Consider the following 18445-nt stretch of genomic DNA (forward strand, 5'->3'; position numbering starts at 1 on the left):
ATGTTATTTACTGATGAATTGCGTAACCATGTTGGTGAATTAGTGCAAGTTGTGACAGCGGCCGAAATTGTTGCAGGTATTCTTTTATCTGTTACGGACGGGGCAGTAAGTGTTCGTACATCTCCTTCTTATGGACCACCTGAAGATGTACTTGTGCGTATTCCTATTATTGCTTATGTTCGCTTGGAAGGGTAAGAGTGATACAAGTATGAGAATATCAGTTGTTATTCCAGCGCATAATGAAGCAAGTACTTTATCACAAGTTTTAGTAGAAGTGGAGAAGCTGAAGCCGTATGAAATTATTGTAGTAGATAATGGATCGACAGATGGAACGAATGAAGTCGCATTACAGCATAGTTGCCATGTGATTTATTATAAACATTCTCTTGGTAATGATGTAGGAAGGGCAATTGGAGCTAGAGAAGCAAAAGGTGAAATTGTATTGTTTTTAGATGGTGACATCGTTATTGAGAGTAAAGAGCTACAACGTTTCGTGAAAGGAGTTCAGCAAGGGCACCAAATTGTTGTGAATAATTTAACATGGTCTGTTTATTTAAAGATGAGACCACACTATACGACAGTTGGAAAATTCATGTTGAATCGTTATTTGAATAAAAAAGAGCTTGTTGTTGGTTCTTTAATCGCAATTCCACATGCGATGAATCGGGATGTTATTGAGAATCTTGGGTGGTGGAATTTAGCAGATCCAGCACTATTTCAAGCGATGGCGATGTCTAGAGGAGTAGATATTGCCGATATGGCTTCGGTCGATGTAATTCACACGAATAAGGTTCGTCCTGTGCATACGGGTACATCACCTGGTTCTCCTTATCCGAAGGCGACTAGTCGTATTATGGGTGATCATTTGTGTGCTTTGCAATACATAATCGAAACATATGGTAAACGTGGCGGTTTTTCGGAGGGAAACAGGGATAGAGAGTTTATAGGGAAGTATAAACCAGTTTTATTACAAAAGGAAAAAGCGAAATACAGTGCTATTATACCCGTATCAGAAGAAAAAATGACTATAAGATCTGTCATACAGGAAGTGAAAAAGGCAGGTGTAGATGAAATTATAGTTGTTGCGAATGGAGCAGATGCCGAGACAATTAAACAAGCAAAGCTAGAGAATGTTATTGTAGTTGAATTCGCGAAGGCACTTGGACATAATGTAGCACGAGCGATAGGGGCTATGCATGCTACGGCAGATATTTGTTTATTTGTTGATGGTGATTTTGCTATTCCGGCAAAAAAGCTAATTCCATTTTTGCATGCTATTGAAGACGGAAATGATGTGGCGTTAAATGATTTGCAATGTTTGTTAGATATGTTTCACCCGGCAGATCCAATTAGTATGGGGAAATATTTCGTGAATTTGGTAGCGAAACGACCAGATTTATGGAACAACTCATTAACGGCAGTGCCACATGCTATGCATAAAAAGGTAATAGAGAAAATTGGATATGATTCCCTTATCATTCCACCATTAGCTCAAATGAAAGCTATTTTAGAAGAATGCTCTATTACAGCAGTGGAATTTGTAGATGTTATAAAAACAAATCGAGTACGTCCAGAGCAACATGGGTTTGTAAATGGAAGAATTCCTGCATTCGATCGTATTTTCGGTGACCAGCTTGAGGCGATTGCTTATTTATTACAACATACGAATGGGCGCGGGAGTTTTACAGACGGAGAAAGGGATAGAGATATAATACTACAATTGAGAAGGGAAGAAGAGAATATAGATGAATGCTAGTAGTAAAGTCACCATTATTGGATTAGGATATGTTGGCCTTCCTTTAGCGGTCCTTTTTGCAGAAAGAGGACATGCTGTACTTGGATTAGATAAAGATACTAGGAAGATAGAATCAATAATTAAAGGAGAAAGTTATATTCCTGATGTTTCTTCTAACGTATTACAAAATTTATTGAACGAGAGAAAATTAATAGTAAATACACCAGATAAAGGTGTTGCGGAGTTCCAAAATAGTGAGTATGTTATTGTGACTGTGCCAACGCCAATTAATGAGAATAAAGAACCCGATTTAAGTGCACTCGTTTCAGCCTCCCATTATATACAACAACACCTTCAAGAAGGACAAACCTTCATTTTTGAAAGCTCCACATATCCAGGTACACTGGAGGAAGTTATCATTCCGATTATTTCTCAAACAGGTAAAAAGGTAGGAGAAGATTATTATATTGGGTATTCTCCAGAGCGAATTGATCCAGCGAATAGCCAGTATTCAGTTGAAACAATTCCAAAAGTTATTAGTGGACAAACCGAGCAGTGTAAACAAAAAGTACAGGATTTGTATAGCACTATATTTGATGTAGTCGTTCCAGTTAGCTCTCCGAAAGTGGCCGAGATGTGTAAGCTATTTGAAAATATTCAGCGCTTAGTTAATATTTCATTAGTAAATGAGTTAAATATACTTTGTGAAAGTTTGAATATTAATTTTTATGAGGTGCTTGAAGCGGCATCTACAAAACCGTTTGGATTTACTCCGTATTGGCCAGGACCAGGAATAGGAGGACACTGTATTCCGGTAGATCCTTTATATTTTCAATGGAGAATAAGAAAGGCTGGAGCAATTAGTCAATTAATTGAGGCAGCACATGTAATTAATGAAGAAATGCCAGCGAAAATAATCGGGAAAGTAAAAGGTGTGGTGCAATCACCCGCAACGGTTTTAATAGTAGGGATTGAATATAAGAAAGATGTAAATGATTTGAGAGAATCACCGGCGTTGCCAATTATTCAATTATTAATAAAAGAAGGATACAAGATAGAATATCATGATCCGTATATTTCTACAGCGAAAATTGGAGATACACTATATCAATCTGTTCCATTAGATGAACAAAGAATTAAACAAGCAAATTGTATTTTAATTGTAACGGATCACTCTAGCATCGATTGGAATCTTTTTAAAGGGATTGAGCGATTAATAGATACACGTGGAATCGTAAAGAAGGTGAGTGTATGAGTGAAAAATGTTTAATTACAGGTGGAGCAGGATTTATTGGTTCGCATTTAGCTGAAGAGTTGGTGAAAAGAGGTTATGAAGTTACTATTGTGGATAACTTCTATAAAGGAAAAAATAAATATCATAATGAGTTAATGAAAGAGCTCCGGGTTATTCCAATAAGCGTTTTAGATAAAAATTCAATTTATGAATTAGTGAATCAACATGATGTGGTGTTTCATTTAGCTGCAATTTTGGGAGTCAAAACTACAATGGAAAAAAGTGTAGAGCTTATTGAAACAAATTTCGATGGAACGAGAAATATTTTACAAGCAGCGTTAAAAGGGAAGAAGAAAGTAGTATTTGCATCTACTTCTGAAGTATATGGAAAGGGAGAGCCGCCATTCTCTGAAGAAGGAGATCGTTTATACGGTGCAACTTCCAAAATACGTTGGAGTTATGCAATTTGTAAAACGTTAGAGGAAACATTATGTTTAGGGTACGCATTAGAAGGTTTACCTGTAACGATTGTTCGTTATTTTAATATTTATGGTCCAAGAGCGAAAGATGGTCCGTACGCAGGAGTAATTCCACGCTTTATTCGTGCGGCTTTGCAAGGTGACGATATTCTCGTGTATGGAGATGGAAAGCAGACACGCTGCTTTACGTATGTAAGTGATGCGGTCGAGGCAACAATTCGTGCAATGGATGAGAAGGTAAATGGTGAAATTATTAATATAGGTTCTGAGAATGAAAAAAATATAAGGGTAGTAGCGGAAGATATAAAAAAATTAACGAAGTCTATTTCCAAAATTGTGCACGTTCCATTTGAGGAAGTATATCCACATGGATTTGAAGAGATTCCAAATAGAAGACCAGACGTAACGAAATTAAGAGAACTCGTTCAGTTTCAAGCGAAAGTAACGTGGGAACAAGGATTGAAAGAAACTATTAAATGGTTTCGTGAAGAAAACAATGGCTAAGTCGTTATCAGTTATTATTCCCGTATGTAATGAAGTGGATACGATTTCAGATGTGGTTCAATCGGTAAAACCATTGAATCCAGTAGAGATTATTGTAGTAGCAAATGGTTGTAATGATGGTACAGAAGCGATTGCTGAGAGCTTAGGATGTACAGTAATCCAGCATAAAGAGTCACTTGGTAACGACGTTGGACGCGCAGTTGGTGCAAAACATGCGATAGGTGATGTATTACTGTTTGTAGATGGAGATTTTGCTATTCAAACTTCAAAATTACAATTATTCCTTAATCCGATTTTACATGATCAGGCGGACATCGTTTTAAATAATTTGGACGCATTATTTTTAAAGAAACAAAAACCGCACTCCGTGACAGTATGGCGCCAAATATTAAATGCAATGTTAGAGCGTGAAGAATTAAAAATTGATTCTTTATTATCTGTACCTCATGCGCTGACGAAGGAAGTTGTGCAAAGTATTGGAGAAGAATGTTTTGTTAATCCTATTGTGGCTCATCTACGCCTAGCACAAAGTAAATGGAGAATTAGTCGTCATTGTGCAATTGACGTTATTACGCCAAATAAATTTCGTCCATTCGAGCATGCTGCATATGGCACGGATCTTTCTCAATCTGAAAAACGAATGATAGGTGATCATATAGAAGCTGTAGCAGAGCGGATATTAGGCAGCGATGGGCGCGGAGGATATTATGATGGAAATAGGAAAAGAGAGAGTGTCTATCATACTCTAAATTTTGAAGATTTTTATCAAGGATGGGGCGTTACATCTAATTTGTATAAAGGAGAGCAATTATCGGTAATTATTCCTGTGCAAAATGAAGAGAAAACAATTGGAAACGTTATAGAAGAGCTTCGCAAAATTGAACCTTTTGAAATCATCGTTGTTGTAAATGGTTCGTCCGATAAAACGGCAACAATTGCAAAAGACAAGGGAGCAACAACAATTGTGTATAAAGAAGCACTTGGAAACGATGTGGGGCGTTCGCTTGGAACTTATTTTGCAAAAGGAGAAATTGTTTTATTTATAGACGGTGACTTTGTTATTCCAGCTAGTGAGCTATATCCCTTTGCAAAAGCTATTGCAGATGGAACGGATGTCGCATTAAATGATTTAAATCATTATTTAGATTTGAGAGTACCACTTCATCTTGTAACAGCATTTAAATATGCAGTAAATTTAGCTTGTGATAGAAAAGATTTAGGAGTAGGCTCTCTTATTGCTGTACCTAATGCGTTTAGTCGTACTTGTTTGAAGGAAATAGGGTATAAATCATTATTGTCACCTTGTGTAGCACAAGTGAAAGCTGTACTTTCAGGTTTTGAAATCGCTTGTGTAAGTCGTGTCGATGTTGATAAGATGAACCGTATTCGTCCCAGTGAACATTTCGCAAAAATAGGTCATCCTCCAGCTGTCCTTCGAATTATTGGTGATCATATAGAAGGATTAGAGCAATTAATTGCATTAACAAACAGTCGTGGTGGATTTTACGATGGAAATAGAAAAAGAGATGTTTTATAGTGGTAACAAAAAAAGTGTACAACGTATGTACACTTTTTTGCTCTGTTATAAAAACTATAACAGATTAGGAGATAAGAGTATTACAGCTCTACAATGGGTATCGTTCTTATATTACAAAATAGGACTCGTATATAAGAATACCAAAAAAATACAATTAAAGAAAGGGTTAATTCTAAAGAGTTTTATATGAGGTTAACACTATGTATGTAGTAGTTTGCTCAACATTTCACAAACATGTCACAACTATTTCGTCCACTTCCGAAAAAAAGTAGTATTCTAAGTGTGTAAGCTGTTATATAAAAAAACGTAGTCCTGTACTAATCAAAAATGGAGGAGATTAGGATGACTCAAGTATTAGAAAATGTAAAAAGCGCGTGGGAAAACTTTAAAGGTGAAAAATGGAAAGCAGAGATTGATGTTCGCGATTTCATTTTAAATAATGTAAACGTTTACGAGGGAGAAGACTCTTTCTTAGCGGAAGCAACTGAAGCAACGAAACAACTTTGGGATCAAGTAATGGATTTAACAACAAAGGAACGTGAAAACGGTGGCGTTCTTGATATGGATACAAAAATTGTTTCTTCTATTACATCACATGAACCAGGATTTTTAAATAAAGATATTGAAAAAGTGGTCGGTTTCCAAACTGATAAACCATTTAAACGTTCTTTACAACCATATGGTGGTATTCGTATGGCAGAACAAGCTTGTGAAGCGTATGGATATGAAATGGATAAAGAACTTAGCAAGATTTTCAGAGACTGGCGTAAAACTCATAATCAAGGTGTATTTGATGCATACACACCAGAAATGAAAGCGGCTCGTAAATCAGGTGTTATTACTGGTCTTCCAGATGCGTATGGACGTGGACGTATTATCGGTGACTATCGCCGCGTAGCGCTATATGGTATAGATCATTTAATTGAAGCGAAAAAAGCTGATTATAATTTAACTGGCGGTGTAATGAGCGAAGATACAATGCGTTTACGTGAAGAATTATCTGAGCAAATGCGTGCACTTCAAGAGTTAAAACAGATGGCTGCTTCTCATGGATTCGATATTTCTAAGCCAGCTACAAATGCACAAGAGGCCTTCCAATGGTTATACTTTGCTTATCTTGCAGCAATTAAAGAGCAAAACGGGGCAGCAATGAGCCTTGGACGTACCTCTACATTCTTAGATGTTTACATTGAAAGAGATTTAGCAAATGGTACTTTAACAGAAGAAAAAGCACAAGAAATTGTTGACCATTTCATTATGAAATTACGTCTTGTGAAATTTGCAAGAACACCTGATTATAATGAACTATTCTCTGGAGACCCAACTTGGGTAACTGAATCTATCGGTGGTATGGCGTTAGACGGTCGTCCGTTAGTAACAAAAAACTCATTCCGTTTCTTGCATACATTAGATAATTTAGGACCAGCACCAGAACCAAACTTAACAGTTCTTTGGTCTAAACAATTACCAGAGAACTTTAAAAACTACTGTGCAAAAATGTCTATTAAAACATCAGCAATTCAATACGAAAATGATGACATTATGCGTGCTGACTACGGTGATGACTACGGTATTGCTTGTTGTGTATCAGCAATGAGAATTGGTAAACAAATGCAGTTCTTCGGAGCACGTGCAAACTTAGCGAAAGCATTACTATATGCGGTTAACGGTGGTAAAGATGAAAAGTCAAAAGCACAAGTTGGTCCTGAATACGCACCAATTACTTCTGAAGTATTAGATTATGAAGAAGTTATGCGTAAATTCGATATGACAATGGAATGGTTAGCTGGTCTATACTTAAATACATTAAATGTAATTCACTATATGCACGATAAATATAGCTATGAACGTATTGAAATGGCACTTCACGATACAAATGTTCTTCGTACAATGGCAACAGGTATCGCTGGATTATCTGTAGTAGCAGACTCTTTAAGTGCAATTAAATATGCACAAGTAAAACCAATTCGTGATGAAAATGGTATTGCAGTTGATTTCGAAATTGAGGGAGATTTCCCTAAATACGGTAACAATGATGATCGTGTAGATGAAATCGCAGTAAATCTTGTGAAAACATTTATGAACAAGATTCGCAAACATAAAACATACCGTAATTCTGTTCATACAATGTCAATCTTAACAATCACATCTAACGTTGTATACGGTAAGAAAACTGGTAACACTCCAGATGGACGTCGTACTGGAGAACCATTTGCACCGGGGGCAAACCCAATGCATGGCCGTGATACAAAAGGTGCATTAGCATCATTATTATCTGTAGCTAAATTACCATATGAAGATGCACAAGATGGTATTTCAAATACATTCTCTATTATTCCAAAAGCACTTGGTAAAGAAGATGATGTACAAGTACGCAACTTAGTATCTATGCTTGATGGATATGCAATAAAAGAAGGACACCACTTAAATATTAACGTATTTAACCGTGAAACATTAATGGATGCAATGGAGCATCCTGAAAAATATCCACAATTAACAATTCGTGTATCTGGTTACGCTGTTAACTTTATTAAATTAACTCGTGAACAACAAATTGATGTAATAAACCGTACAATGCATGAAAGCATGTAAGTGAAAAAAGTGTCCCTCTGCTTTTAATATATAGCGGAGGGAGGCTGTTTCAATAAAGGAGGAAGTAACATGGTAAAAGGAAGAATACATTCTGTAGAGTCTTGTGGTACTGTTGATGGCCCAGGGATTCGTTATGTCATATTTACACAAGGGTGTTTATTACGTTGTCAATATTGTCATAATGCTGATACATGGGAAATCGGTAAAGGTAAAGAAATAACAGTTGAAGAAGTGATGCAGGATGTGACATGTTACCTTCCATTTATTGAAGCTTCTGGAGGCGGTATAACAGTTAGCGGTGGAGAGCCACTATTACAGCTAGACTTCTTAACCCAGTTGTTTAAAAAGTGCAAAGAAGCTGGTATCCATACAACAATCGATTCTTCTGGCGGTTGTTATTCTGAAGAACCAGAATTCCAAAATAAGCTAGATATTTTAATGGAGTATACAGATTTAGTTTTATTGGATTTGAAGCATATTGATTCAAAGAAACATCGTAAATTAACAGGGAAACCAAATGAACACATTTTACAATTTGCTCGTTATTTATCGGATATAAAGAAACCAATTTGGGTAAGACATGTATTGGTTCCCGGTGTTACCGATGGTGAAGAGGATTTGCAAAAATTATCAAACTTTATTCAAAGGCTATCTAATGTTAAGAAAGTGGAAGTGCTGCCATATCATAAGCTCGGTGTTTATAAATGGGAGGCACTTGGACATAAGTATCCACTTGCGGATGTGAATCCACCGACAGAAGAAAATGTTGAACATGCAAAACATATTTTACAAGCAGTCTAACCTAAACATTTGGTTAGGCTTTTTGTTTCTTCATAATAAAATCTAGAGTATATATTTAGAAAAGAGTATACTGAAAAGGGAATATCCATATTTTTGTAAAGAATAAGCGGAGAAATTTACATAATTGTAAAGGGAAATCAAAATAGTAAAAAGAATTAAGAAGTAAAAGAGTGAGTATTATGGAATATAGAACATTTGTAAGTTATTGCGAAAGCTCTTATAGGAAAGTATAATGTAAAGATATGAGCACAGATAGGATTAAGGGGTCAATCTTATATGCTTTGCATATCCACGACAGATACATAGCTAACAGGAAAGTATTAGAATCCGAGTATGTAGTTTTTAAGGAAAATGTTTTTCCTATTGTCGTATATGCAATATGGAGAAACAAAAAGCTAGGAGTGGATTTGTTTGATAAAAAACCCCAAGGTTTTAATATTAACTGCACATTACGGTAACGGTCATGTGCAAGTGGCAAAAACATTAGAACAAACATTTCGCCAAAAAGGAATCGAAGATGTAATTGTATGCGACTTGTTTGGAGAATCACATCCAGTTATAACCGATATTACAAAATATTTATATTTAAAAAGCTATACGGTAGGAAAAGAATTATATCGTTTGTTTTATTATGGTGTAGAGAAAATTTATGATAAAAAAATAGCATCTTGGTATGCGAATTTTGGGAGAAAGCGTTTGAAGACGCTATTACAGGTGGAGAAACCGGATATTGTTATTAATACCTTTCCAATCATCGCTGTACCAGAATTGAAAAAGCAAATAGGTATTTCTATTCCTGTTTATAACGTATTAACGGATTTTTGCGTGCATAAAATATGGATCCATCGAGAAGTAGATCGTTATTTTGTAGCAACCGATCATGTGAAAAAAGTGATGGTTGATATCGGTGTACCTGCAGAACAAATTGTTGAAACAGGGATTCCGATTCGTAGCAGTTTTGAGCTAAAGATAAATCCAGCAATTATATATAATAAATATCAGTTATGTAAGGATAAAAAGATGTTACTAATTGTAGCAGGTGCTCATGGTGTGCTAGGGAGTGTAAAAGAGCTATGCCAGTCATTTATGTCAGTACCAAACTTACAAGTAGTTGTCGTTTGTGGGAAAAACGAAGCTTTAAAGCAAGATTTAATGGAACTACAGGAACAAAGTTCTGATGCTTTAAAAGTATTTGGTTATGTTGAAAACATTGATGAATTGTTCCGTGTTACTTCTTGTATGATTACGAAGCCAGGTGGTATTACATTAAGCGAAGCAGCAGCATTACAAGTACCTGTCATTTTATATAAACCTGTCCCAGGACAAGAGAATGAAAATGCGTTGTATTTTGAAAAAAAAGGGGCTGCAGTTGTAATTCGTGATGATAGTGAAGTTTTTGCAAAAACAGAGGCGTTATTACAAGATGATATGAAGCTTCTTCAGATGAAAGAAGCAATGAAAAGTATTTATCGTCCTGAGCCAGCTGGTCATATTGTGGATACAATTTTGGCAGAAAATCATGCAGAGCCGAATCATATACCTATTAAATCACCAGTTCTTGCCGAATCTTTTACTTAATATGAAACCCTCTTTTAAGCATTTAAAGAGGGTTTTTTTATTGTTGTAAAAAAATAAACGTGAATTATTAACTTATCCCGCAAAAGCCCGATTGGTGAGGGCTAATAATCAGTGGGGATAAACAAAACTCCCACTGATTAAAGTTTCACTTTATCCACAAGGGATTGCGCTTTCATTAGACAGTAAAATCGGAATATTAACAGCTATATCCACATAATCCACAATTTTTAGAAAATTATCCACAATTCTCACGTTTAGAATTCATTTAAATAAATGAATTTGTAAAATACTTTTGTAATTTATGCACAATTCTACGGTTTTTGTGGATAAGGTTGTCCACAAAAAAGGTTCCTTATAAATAAGGAACCTTTTTTACTAATTCATTGGAAAATATTATGTAATGAAACTGAATAATTAGGGGGGAAACCTTCTAATTATTCAGTTTCACTTTAAATACTTTTTGAGCGATAGCCCGCTGCACGATCTGCTTTTCGAAATTCTCGCTGATAGAGAACTTCTTGTGTACTAGATAATGTGTTTTTTGCTTTATCACGTTTCTTTTTATCCATTACAAATCACCTCGTGTTCTAAAGTCACTATCTATCGTTTCCAAAGACATGGGGTGATATACATATATGTCAAACTAGTAATGATTAATTATCATTTCTGAATTTTTAGATTACGCTTCTTTTAATTGGTGTGCTTCTTGGAATGTTGTATCTCGCATTGTTGCAAGTGTATACTGATCTTTTGGAATTTCATATAAATTATATACTTCTTCATGCGCGTTAATTTCATCATAAACGGCTTTTCTTGTTTCGTTTGCTAGATTTACATATTGTAGTTTTTCGGCAGCTTTAATAGACCGAATATTTATTTTACGAATACGCATAAAAATCGTTTCAATATCTAATTCATAGAAAAGTTCGCTAAAAAATGAATCTTTCGCCAATTTATTATATCCTTTACCATGATATGGTTTGCCAAGCCAAGTTCCGAGGAATCCAGCTTTTTCTTGCACATCAAATAAAGTAATTGTGCCGATGGGGTTACCCCATTCATCTAAAATTGTGCGTGAGATTAATTCTCCACGCTCTTCGGCTTCGATTGTTTGTTTCGTTAAAAATAAATATTCTTCATAAGAATAGGCCTTTTGACGCACAAAAGGGAAGACAGCAGGATCCACCATTAATTCGTATAGAACGTGGCTGTCGTGTAAGTCGCGTTTTTTCAACACACTAACTCCTCCTCACACGAGGGTAGCATGACGAAAAAGCACCCACCCTCGAAATTTTTATATCAATCTTTAAAAAATTTCGGGGTGGGAATCGAACCCACTAGAACCAGTTTCTAACGCTGGTGGCGCACCATTTGCCTTCCCCATTCATCAATTTGAAAATGATAATCACGACACAAATTGATTATGGTTTCATTCAGTTTATAATCGTATAATACTGTATCTAGTCAAAAAAATAAACTAGTTTTTTTTATTTTTTTTGTAAATTATTTTTCCGTCAATCATAGTGAGTACAGGCTTGGCTAAATAATGGAAAGGATGATGTGTCCATAACACGAGGTCAGCATCTTTTCCAACATCAATGCTTCCAATTCTATCCTCCAAACGTAAATTTCGAGCTGGGAAAATAGTGATTCCTTCCAACGCTGTTTTCTCATCTAATCCTTCTCTTACTGCAATAGCAGCGCAAACATTTAAATATTGAATTGGTGTATAAGGGTGGTCGGTTGTAATAGAAACTTCTACTCCATTTTTCGATAAAATATGATAAGTATCCCACGTTTTGTTTTTAAGTTCGATTTTCGAACGTCGCGTAAGAGTAGGTCCAACTGAAACTTTTAAATTGTGTTTCGAAAGCTCTTCAACAATAAAGTGTCCTTCTGTACAATGTTCAATACGTAAATCAAGATTGAATTCTGTCGCAAAGCGTAAGGCTGAAGTGATATCATCTGCGCGGTGAGCGTGGATACGTACCGGTATTTCTCGGCGGAGTGCTTTTAAAATAGGTAGCATTCGAAAATCAGCTTCATGCCCGTAGTGTTGTGCGTCATAGAATGATTCACGAAGTAACCCCATAATTCCCATACGTGTTATTGATTCTTTTGTACCGTTGCTATGGAACTTTTTAGGATTTTCTCCAAAGGCAATTTTTAAACCAGCAGGTTCCTGAATAATCATATGATCAATACAAGTTCCAGCAGTTTTTATTACGCAAGTAGTACCGCCGATAATGTTTTGGCTTCCGGGCATCACGTGAACAGTCGTAACACCATTTTGTACAGCGTCTTGAAATGCAATATCAAAAGGATGAATCCCGTCTAAAGAACGGATATGTGGTGTTGAAACTTCGGATGTTTCATTTGCATCATTACCAGCCCAACCAGTACCTTCATCGTAGAGGCCAAGGTGAGTATGAACATCAATAAATCCAGGCAAGAGATGAAGAGCTCGTGCATCTATAACGGTCATATCCTGAGTAGTATCAATATGAGGTTTGACCGCGGCAATGCGTTCTCCTATAACGAGTACATCTCCTTGAAACTTTTGGGATGTAATAGGATATACAATGGCTTGTTTGAGCAATATTTTCATAGAGACCTCATTTCCGTCACCTTGTAATGTGTAGAATAGGTTTAGACAAAGTAACTGAAAGGTTTTTCGTGTAGTAATGCTCCGGTGTTTAAAAAGTAAGAAGTCTTGGAGGAGATAGACTACCCGTAAAACTGTATTTTAAAAGTACTACATTGTATGCAAGAGGATATTTTGTAATGCATGGTTAACTGTTGGAAATGTGTATTGATATCCATGTTTAATAGCTTTATTGGGTAATACATGTTGCCCTTCTAATACAAGTATACTCATCTCACCGAGTAAAGCGCGAAGTACAAATGAAGGAACAGGTAGCCAATGGGGTCGCCTAGTTATAGTGGCAATAATTTCACCGAACTCTTTCATCCGTATTGGCGTTGGCGCTGTAATATTAAAAGGTCCGTCAATTTCTTTTTTTTGAATGATGAAATCAATCATGCGAACGACATCGTCTATATGAATCCATGATAACCATTGGTTTCCAGATCCAAGTGTACCGCCGATATATAATTGATAGGGAAGTAGCATTTTTGGAAGAGCTCCTCCATCTGCACCCAATACGACTCCAAATCTTGTGTAGACAGTTCTTATTCCAATGGAGCGGACTTTAGATGCTTCTTGCTCCCACAAATATACTGTGTTTGCTAAAAAGTCATCTCCTGGAGTCTCTTGCTGTTCTGTAAAAGATTCGGTTTCAGATGTCCCATAGTATCCAATGGCACTTGCATTAATAAATGTGTGTGGCTTTGTTTCAAGGGTTTGTAATTGTTTAATGAGTCCTTTTGTTGTTTGAATTCTACTGTTTAAAATTGATTCTTTTTGTTTTTTTGTCCATCTACTATTAATAGATTCTCCAGCTAGATTAATAACTACATCGATAGAGGAGAGAGGGAAGGTCTGTAAATCCGGTGTCCACTGTACGTATTGAAGGTTAGTGTGTGAAGTTTCAGCAATTTTTTTTCGAGTAAGAATGTAAACAGTAAATCCCTTTTGAATAAAAAAACTAGAAAGGGATTTGCCTATAAAGCCAGAGCCACCAGAAATTGCGATTTTCACAATTATTTCCTCCTCATTATATATATTCTTGAAAAGAAAAAACGTTCCTTGACTATGTTAAAATAATAGAGAGGTGAGAGTATGACTGTCATTACAAAAATAGAAGTGCAAAAACGATCGAAAGAACGATTTAATATTTATATTGATAAAGGTCAAGGCGAAGAGTACGGGTTTAGTGTGAATCAATCAATCTTAATGAAACATGGGTTACAAAAAGGCTTAGAAATTGATGAAGTAGCGTTAGGGAATATTTTGTACAATGAAGAGGTACAAAAAGCATATTTACAAGCGATTTCCTATTTATCCTATCAAATGAGAACAAAACAAGAAATAGAAGATTTCTTACGAAAAAAAGAAGTGGGACAGGCCATCATCTCTGAAGTCGTTTCGAAATTATTACATGATCGATATATTAATGATAAAGAGTACGCTATTTCATACGTGCGAACGCAAAGTAATGTGAATCAAAAAGGTCCAACTGTTATTAGGAGAGGGCTATTAAGTAAAGGTGTTCAGGATTTAATCATTACACATAGTTTACAAGAGTATCCAAAGGAGAAGCAAATGGAGAATGCTTTGTTCCTTATAGAAAAGAAGAAAAAATCTTATCAAAAGCATTCATTTTTACAAATGAAGCTAAAGTTAGATGAAATGCTTGTTCGTAAAGGATATTCTAGAGATGTGATTCAAATTTGCTTGGAAGAATTGAAAGACGAAAAAGATGACGAACAGCAACAAGAAGCGTTACACTATCATGGGAATAAATATTATGAGAAATATAAGAAGTATGATGGTTGGACATTCGAAAATAAGGTGAAGCAAGCGTTATATCGAAAAGGATTCTCTATTGATGAGATAGATATATTTTTACAAATGAAACGTGAAGAGGGATGAGGAAATAAGATGGGTACGCCAAAACGCTACAGTGAAATGACACCACATGAGCTAAGGGAAGAAATTGGGGTTTTGAAGGAGCAAGCAGTAAAGGCTGAGCAACTTGGAATTGTAAATGAATTCGATGTATTAATGAGAAAAATGGCTATGGCTCGTGCTTATATGATAGATATAAATAAATTCCATATTGGTGAGACATATGAATTAGTAGAAGAACCTGGTGTGGTATTTAAAATTACGTATTTCAATGGGGTATTTGCTTGGGGATATAAGCAACATGATAATGAAGAGATTGGAATACCAATTTCCTTGCTGCAGGAAAAATAAAAACCAGAGAGTGAATATCTCTCTGGTTTTCATCTTTGGTAGGCGTTAAAGGAGATAGGAGATTCTAAAATTGGCGTTTTTTACATTCGTTTGCCAGTATAATGAGAGACTGGGTTTGTTGCGTCTGTCCATTAACTTGCGCTTTCGCATGTTTTGGACGAGTCCACGTATGGTTAAATAATTCAGAACGACGATCTAAATGGTCACGGTAGCTCATCTTTATCACCTCGTGTAGGAATTTAATTTGTACTACTCTTCCTGCTGATTTGCAGCACGCATACGCTCTTGTGGGTGCGTGTTAATTGTGCCGTTAGGTCGTTTCGAAGCGAAGCGTGATTTCGCTTTCGGTTGACCGTCGATTTTGCTGTTGTTTTTTGACTCAGACCAAAATTCGGCTTGTCTACCCATTAAGAACGCCCCCTCACTATCAGTCGATACCCCTTTAAGAAGTATCACTTATAGAATGTGCAAAATAGAAGAAACTATCCTTTAGAAATTAAGGGAATAAATAGGTAAAAGGAGAATAGAACATGAATGATATTTATGAAACATTAACGAAAGAATTATTAGATAAAAATGACAACCTTTCTTACGCACAAGCTCGTGCATGGGTTGAATTACTGTGGGAAGACTTCCGAACAACTTATGCTAAATCAGGTCGTTACCAAGGTGAGGAAATGACTGAACAAGTGGTACGAACATGGGTTAATAATCATGGAGGGCGCCTTCATGAAATGCGTACAAATAATCCGAAGTATAGCCATTTAATCAATCAAGAAGATCATTTGAAACATTAAAAAAAGCGACGTAGGTCGCTTTTTTTAATGTGGAAGCAATTCCAGTTTCTTTCGAAGTTTCTCTTCGCTGAAAATCCATCCTGTATATGAACTAATAATATTTAAATTTTGATCGAGCTGAACGATTGCGACGAATGGATAATAATCTTTACTTCGATACCGCAAATCAATAAATCGAACTTCATAATAGTTATCATAATCGAAAATATCCCAGCGATATACAGGCGAGAAAGATAAGAAAGCAGATATATTTTCATCTCGCACAGCAGCTTGCATAATGGCGGTATTCGGGAACGGTACGCGATCGAATTTGTCGTATACAAGGATGTTACCGCGGTGCCATCTTGCGACGTAGTAATGTTCAGTTGTAACGACGGCTAAATGATAATGATAAAATTTGTAAGAAGGAGAAATAATTACTTTCTCTACATTTTTGAAACGTTTGTATACTACACTTTTAATATTTCGATGCATCATAATGCGGCCAATGTAGTAAACAAACATTAATATATAAGCTGCTAAAGCAGTATAGCCTTTATGTGCTCCGACAAGCATACAGGCGATAGCTAGTATATGGATAAAGAAAATGACAGTATCAAACGTATTAATTATGCCGAGCGCTACCCATTTTTTTGTGAAGGGCCTTAATGCCTGTGTACCATAGGCATTGAAAATATCCACAAAGACATGAAGAAAGACGGCAATAAATGACCAAAGTAGTAGATGCAGATAGGGAGCGTCTGAAAAGAAGGCGAAAGAGATGCCACTTATAAGGAGTGACCAAAGGATCACTGCAGGGATGGAATGAGTAATCCCGCGATGATTTCTTATATATTTAGCGTTATTACGCAATTTTAAAACTGTATCGATGTCAGGAATATTGGAACCCGCAATTGTTGCAAGCATCACTGCTTGTGGCCCAATATCACTTTGTGCTATAGCTGGATCTAATGTTGCCAAACTGCCTAGAGTAACGCCCATAACAAGGTGAGTGGCTGTGTCCATAGAAATCCACCTCCGTTTTTTATTAATGTAACTCTTTTTATTCGATACCTCAAGTCCTTTGCCTTCTAGTTCCTATGTCATCTTACTTAAATTTTTTCCTAAAATCTTTATAATAGTACGTATATGCAAAAAAATGAGGGGGATCAAGTTTGACACTTGAAATATTAAATGAGTTTAACATAGAACAGTTTCAAAATGATTTAATTGGTTGGTTTGAAAAAGAACAACGTGATTTACCGTGGCGAAAAAATAAAGATCCATACCGTGTTTGGGTTTCAGAAATTATGTTACAGCAAACAAGGGTAGAGGCTGTAAAACCATATTACGCAAATTTTATGGGGAAGTTTCCTACGCTTGAAGCGCTAGCAACTGCCGATGATGAAGAAGTATTAAAAGCATGGGAAGGCTTAGGTTATTATTCTAGAGCACGAAATTTACATGCTGCAGTAAAAGAGGTAAAAGAAGTATACGGCGGGACAGTACCGAGCGATGTAAAGAAAATTGAAAAATTAAAAGGAGTGGGACCATATACAAAAGGTGCCATTTTAAGTATTGCATATGGCATACCAGAGCCAGCGGTTGATGGAAATGTTATGCGCGTATTATCTCGTATTTTATCAGTGTGGGATGATATTGCAAAACCGAAAACGAGAAAAGTTTTTGAAGAGATTGTGCGTGAAATTATTTCTATAGAAAATCCATCTTATTTTAACCAAGGTTTGATGGAATTAGGGGCATTAATTTGTATACCGAAAAATCCATCTTGTTTACTTTGTCCTGTACGTGAACATTGCAGAGGGTATGCTGAAGGTGTTCAAAAAGAACTACCAGTGAAGAGTAAAGCGAAAGCACCTACAATGGTACCGCTCGTTGCGGGAGTACTTCAAACTGAAGATGGCCGTTACGTAATTAATAAACGCCCAAGTACGGGATTACTGGCTAATATGTGGGAGTTCCCGAATATTGAACTAAGTGAAGGTATTCGTAATCAAAAACAACAGCTTACGGATTATATGAAGGAGAGCTTTGATCTCTCTGTTTCTATTGATGAATACGCGATGAATGTACAACATACTTTTACACATCGTACTTGGGATATCTTCATATTTTACGGAAAAGTAACAGGTAATATTGTCGAAACGGATACATTAAAGTTTGTATCGAAAGAAGCGTTTGAACAGTTACCTTTCTCGAAATCACATCGTACAATTTATGAAAAGTGTGTTGAGAAAATTACAATGCAGTAAAGTGAAACTTTAATCAGTGGGGGTTTTCTTCATCCCCCACTGATTATTAGCCCT

Annotated in this window: 20 protein-coding genes; 13 read left to right on the top strand and 7 right to left on the bottom strand. The window is 36.1% G+C overall.

Annotated features, from left to right (window positions below; translation table 11 throughout):
• The 9 genes from JFT95_RS00805 to JFT95_RS00845 all read left to right on the top strand — a co-directional run bounded on the left by JFT95_RS00805 (nucleotide 1) and on the right by JFT95_RS00845 (nucleotide 10460).
• Nucleotides 1–195, top strand: coding sequence for an LSm family protein (locus tag JFT95_RS00805; protein WP_002125042.1), 195 nt, complete (start codon nucleotides 1–3; stop codon nucleotides 193–195).
• Nucleotides 196–208: 13 nt separating this feature from the next.
• Nucleotides 209–1756 carry a glycosyltransferase family 2 protein gene (locus JFT95_RS00810; protein WP_201051146.1) on the top strand — a complete coding sequence of 516 codons (1548 nt, stop codon included), beginning with the start codon at nucleotides 209–211 and terminating at the stop codon, nucleotides 1754–1756.
• Nucleotides 1746–2990: a nucleotide sugar dehydrogenase gene (locus tag JFT95_RS00815; protein WP_201051148.1), complete on the top strand. Its 1245-nt coding sequence runs from the start codon at nucleotides 1746–1748 to the stop codon at nucleotides 2988–2990. Before JFT95_RS00810 ends, JFT95_RS00815 begins: the two co-directional genes overlap by 11 nt.
• Nucleotides 2987–3952 (top strand): NAD-dependent epimerase/dehydratase family protein, encoded by a 966-nt coding sequence (locus JFT95_RS00820; protein WP_002140285.1) that lies wholly within the window; start codon nucleotides 2987–2989, stop codon nucleotides 3950–3952. The genes JFT95_RS00815 and JFT95_RS00820 overlap by 4 nt, the downstream gene beginning before the upstream one ends.
• A complete protein-coding gene (locus tag JFT95_RS00825; RefSeq protein ID WP_201053577.1) occupies nucleotides 3945–5489 on the top strand; it encodes a glycosyltransferase family 2 protein in 1545 nt (514 codons plus the stop codon). The genes JFT95_RS00820 and JFT95_RS00825 overlap by 8 nt, the downstream gene beginning before the upstream one ends.
• On the top strand, nucleotides 5461–5679 hold the full coding sequence (locus JFT95_RS00830; protein WP_002125049.1) for a hypothetical protein: 219 nt from the start codon (nucleotides 5461–5463) through the stop codon (nucleotides 5677–5679). The genes JFT95_RS00825 and JFT95_RS00830 overlap by 29 nt, the downstream gene beginning before the upstream one ends.
• Before the next feature lie 152 nt (nucleotides 5680–5831).
• Nucleotides 5832–8081, top strand: a complete 2250-nt coding sequence (pflB, locus tag JFT95_RS00835; protein WP_201051149.1) for a formate C-acetyltransferase — start codon at nucleotides 5832–5834, stop codon at nucleotides 8079–8081.
• Between the two features lie 69 nt (nucleotides 8082–8150).
• Complete coding sequence (gene pflA / locus JFT95_RS00840) at nucleotides 8151–8882, top strand: pyruvate formate-lyase-activating protein (RefSeq protein WP_201051151.1); 732 nt, start codon at nucleotides 8151–8153, stop codon at nucleotides 8880–8882.
• 411 nt (nucleotides 8883–9293) lie between these two features.
• The gene (locus JFT95_RS00845) at nucleotides 9294–10460 is read left to right on the top strand and encodes a diglucosyl diacylglycerol synthase (protein ID WP_002139554.1); all 1167 of its coding nucleotides are present in this window, start codon (nucleotides 9294–9296) and stop codon (nucleotides 10458–10460) included.
• A 449-nt stretch (nucleotides 10461–10909) separates the two neighbouring features.
• Here JFT95_RS00845 and JFT95_RS00850 read toward each other — a convergent pair whose 3' ends face one another.
• The 4 genes from JFT95_RS00850 to JFT95_RS00865 all read right to left on the bottom strand — a co-directional run bounded on the left by JFT95_RS00850 (nucleotide 10910) and on the right by JFT95_RS00865 (nucleotide 14121).
• Nucleotides 10910–11029, bottom strand: a complete 120-nt coding sequence (locus tag JFT95_RS00850; RefSeq protein ID WP_000358484.1) for a YfhE family protein — start codon at nucleotides 11027–11029, stop codon at nucleotides 10910–10912.
• A 110-nt stretch (nucleotides 11030–11139) separates the two neighbouring features.
• A complete protein-coding gene (locus JFT95_RS00855) occupies nucleotides 11140–11697 on the bottom strand; it encodes a GNAT family N-acetyltransferase (protein WP_002091129.1) in 558 nt (185 codons plus the stop codon).
• 240 nt (nucleotides 11698–11937) lie between these two features.
• Nucleotides 11938–13068, bottom strand: coding sequence for an amidohydrolase (locus JFT95_RS00860; protein ID WP_002010318.1), 1131 nt, complete (start codon nucleotides 13066–13068; stop codon nucleotides 11938–11940).
• Between the two features lie 147 nt (nucleotides 13069–13215).
• Entirely contained in the window at nucleotides 13216–14121 is a 906-nt protein-coding gene (locus JFT95_RS00865; protein ID WP_002191853.1) for a TIGR01777 family oxidoreductase, read from the bottom strand.
• A gap of 81 nt (nucleotides 14122–14202) precedes the next feature.
• On the opposite strand from JFT95_RS00865, the gene recX reads away from it, so the two are divergent.
• Both recX and JFT95_RS00875 read left to right on the top strand, forming a co-directional pair.
• A complete protein-coding gene (recX, locus tag JFT95_RS00870) occupies nucleotides 14203–15015 on the top strand; it encodes a recombination regulator RecX (protein WP_002029629.1) in 813 nt (270 codons plus the stop codon).
• Nucleotides 15016–15024: 9 nt separating this feature from the next.
• Nucleotides 15025–15342, top strand: a complete 318-nt coding sequence (locus JFT95_RS00875) for a YfhH family protein (RefSeq protein ID WP_002010323.1) — start codon at nucleotides 15025–15027, stop codon at nucleotides 15340–15342.
• Nucleotides 15343–15406: 64 nt separating this feature from the next.
• Here JFT95_RS00875 and JFT95_RS00880 read toward each other — a convergent pair whose 3' ends face one another.
• Nucleotides 15407–15559: a YpzG family protein gene (locus tag JFT95_RS00880; RefSeq protein ID WP_002010325.1), complete on the bottom strand. Its 153-nt coding sequence runs from the start codon at nucleotides 15557–15559 to the stop codon at nucleotides 15407–15409.
• Between the two features lie 32 nt (nucleotides 15560–15591).
• Nucleotides 15592–15750, bottom strand: coding sequence for a small, acid-soluble spore protein K (locus JFT95_RS00885; protein ID WP_002010326.1), 159 nt, complete (start codon nucleotides 15748–15750; stop codon nucleotides 15592–15594).
• A 122-nt stretch (nucleotides 15751–15872) separates the two neighbouring features.
• Here JFT95_RS00885 and JFT95_RS00890 point away from each other — a divergent pair, with 122 nt between their 5' ends.
• Nucleotides 15873–16139 carry a YfhJ family protein gene (locus JFT95_RS00890; RefSeq protein WP_002010328.1) on the top strand — a complete coding sequence of 89 codons (267 nt, stop codon included), beginning with the start codon at nucleotides 15873–15875 and terminating at the stop codon, nucleotides 16137–16139.
• Between the two features lie 24 nt (nucleotides 16140–16163).
• Here the strand turns inward: JFT95_RS00890 and JFT95_RS00895 are convergent, their stop codons facing one another.
• Nucleotides 16164–17144 (bottom strand): metal-dependent hydrolase, encoded by a 981-nt coding sequence (locus JFT95_RS00895; RefSeq protein ID WP_002010329.1) that lies wholly within the window; start codon nucleotides 17142–17144, stop codon nucleotides 16164–16166.
• Nucleotides 17145–17293: 149 nt separating this feature from the next.
• Between JFT95_RS00895 and mutY the strand changes: the two genes are divergently transcribed.
• On the top strand, nucleotides 17294–18391 hold the full coding sequence (gene mutY, locus JFT95_RS00900) for an A/G-specific adenine glycosylase (RefSeq protein WP_002091125.1): 1098 nt from the start codon (nucleotides 17294–17296) through the stop codon (nucleotides 18389–18391).
• The last annotated feature ends 54 nt before the right edge of the window (nucleotides 18392–18445 follow it).

This window comes from Bacillus sp. TH17 (assembly GCF_016651125.1).
Taxonomy (GTDB): domain Bacteria; phylum Bacillota; class Bacilli; order Bacillales; family Bacillaceae_G; genus Bacillus_A; species Bacillus_A mycoides.

What these genes read in the sequence shown, in the direction of transcription:
- JFT95_RS00805 (WP_002125042.1), top strand. Translation starts at nt 1, where the DNA reads ATGTTATTTACTGATGAATTGCGTAACCATGTTGGTGAATTAGTGCAA.
- JFT95_RS00810 (WP_201051146.1), top strand. Translation starts at nt 209, where the DNA reads ATGAGAATATCAGTTGTTATTCCAGCGCATAATGAAGCAAGTACTTTA.
- JFT95_RS00815 (WP_201051148.1), top strand. Translation starts at nt 1,746, where the DNA reads ATGAATGCTAGTAGTAAAGTCACCATTATTGGATTAGGATATGTTGGC.
- JFT95_RS00820 (WP_002140285.1), top strand. Translation starts at nt 2,987, where the DNA reads ATGAGTGAAAAATGTTTAATTACAGGTGGAGCAGGATTTATTGGTTCG.
- JFT95_RS00825 (WP_201053577.1), top strand. Translation starts at nt 3,945, where the DNA reads ATGGCTAAGTCGTTATCAGTTATTATTCCCGTATGTAATGAAGTGGAT.
- JFT95_RS00830 (WP_002125049.1), top strand. Translation starts at nt 5,461, where the DNA reads ATGGAAATAGAAAAAGAGATGTTTTATAGTGGTAACAAAAAAAGTGTA.
- pflB (WP_201051149.1), top strand. Translation starts at nt 5,832, where the DNA reads ATGACTCAAGTATTAGAAAATGTAAAAAGCGCGTGGGAAAACTTTAAA.
- pflA (WP_201051151.1), top strand. Translation starts at nt 8,151, where the DNA reads ATGGTAAAAGGAAGAATACATTCTGTAGAGTCTTGTGGTACTGTTGAT.
- JFT95_RS00850 (WP_000358484.1), bottom strand. Translation starts at nt 11,029, where the DNA reads ATGGATAAAAAGAAACGTGATAAAGCAAAAAACACATTATCTAGTACA.
- JFT95_RS00860 (WP_002010318.1), bottom strand. Translation starts at nt 13,068, where the DNA reads ATGAAAATATTGCTCAAACAAGCCATTGTATATCCTATTACATCCCAA.
- recX (WP_002029629.1), top strand. Translation starts at nt 14,203, where the DNA reads ATGACTGTCATTACAAAAATAGAAGTGCAAAAACGATCGAAAGAACGA.
- JFT95_RS00875 (WP_002010323.1), top strand. Translation starts at nt 15,025, where the DNA reads ATGGGTACGCCAAAACGCTACAGTGAAATGACACCACATGAGCTAAGG.
- JFT95_RS00880 (WP_002010325.1), bottom strand. Translation starts at nt 15,559, where the DNA reads ATGAGCTACCGTGACCATTTAGATCGTCGTTCTGAATTATTTAACCAT.
- JFT95_RS00885 (WP_002010326.1), bottom strand. Translation starts at nt 15,750, where the DNA reads ATGGGTAGACAAGCCGAATTTTGGTCTGAGTCAAAAAACAACAGCAAA.
- JFT95_RS00890 (WP_002010328.1), top strand. Translation starts at nt 15,873, where the DNA reads ATGAATGATATTTATGAAACATTAACGAAAGAATTATTAGATAAAAAT.
- JFT95_RS00895 (WP_002010329.1), bottom strand. Translation starts at nt 17,144, where the DNA reads ATGGACACAGCCACTCACCTTGTTATGGGCGTTACTCTAGGCAGTTTG.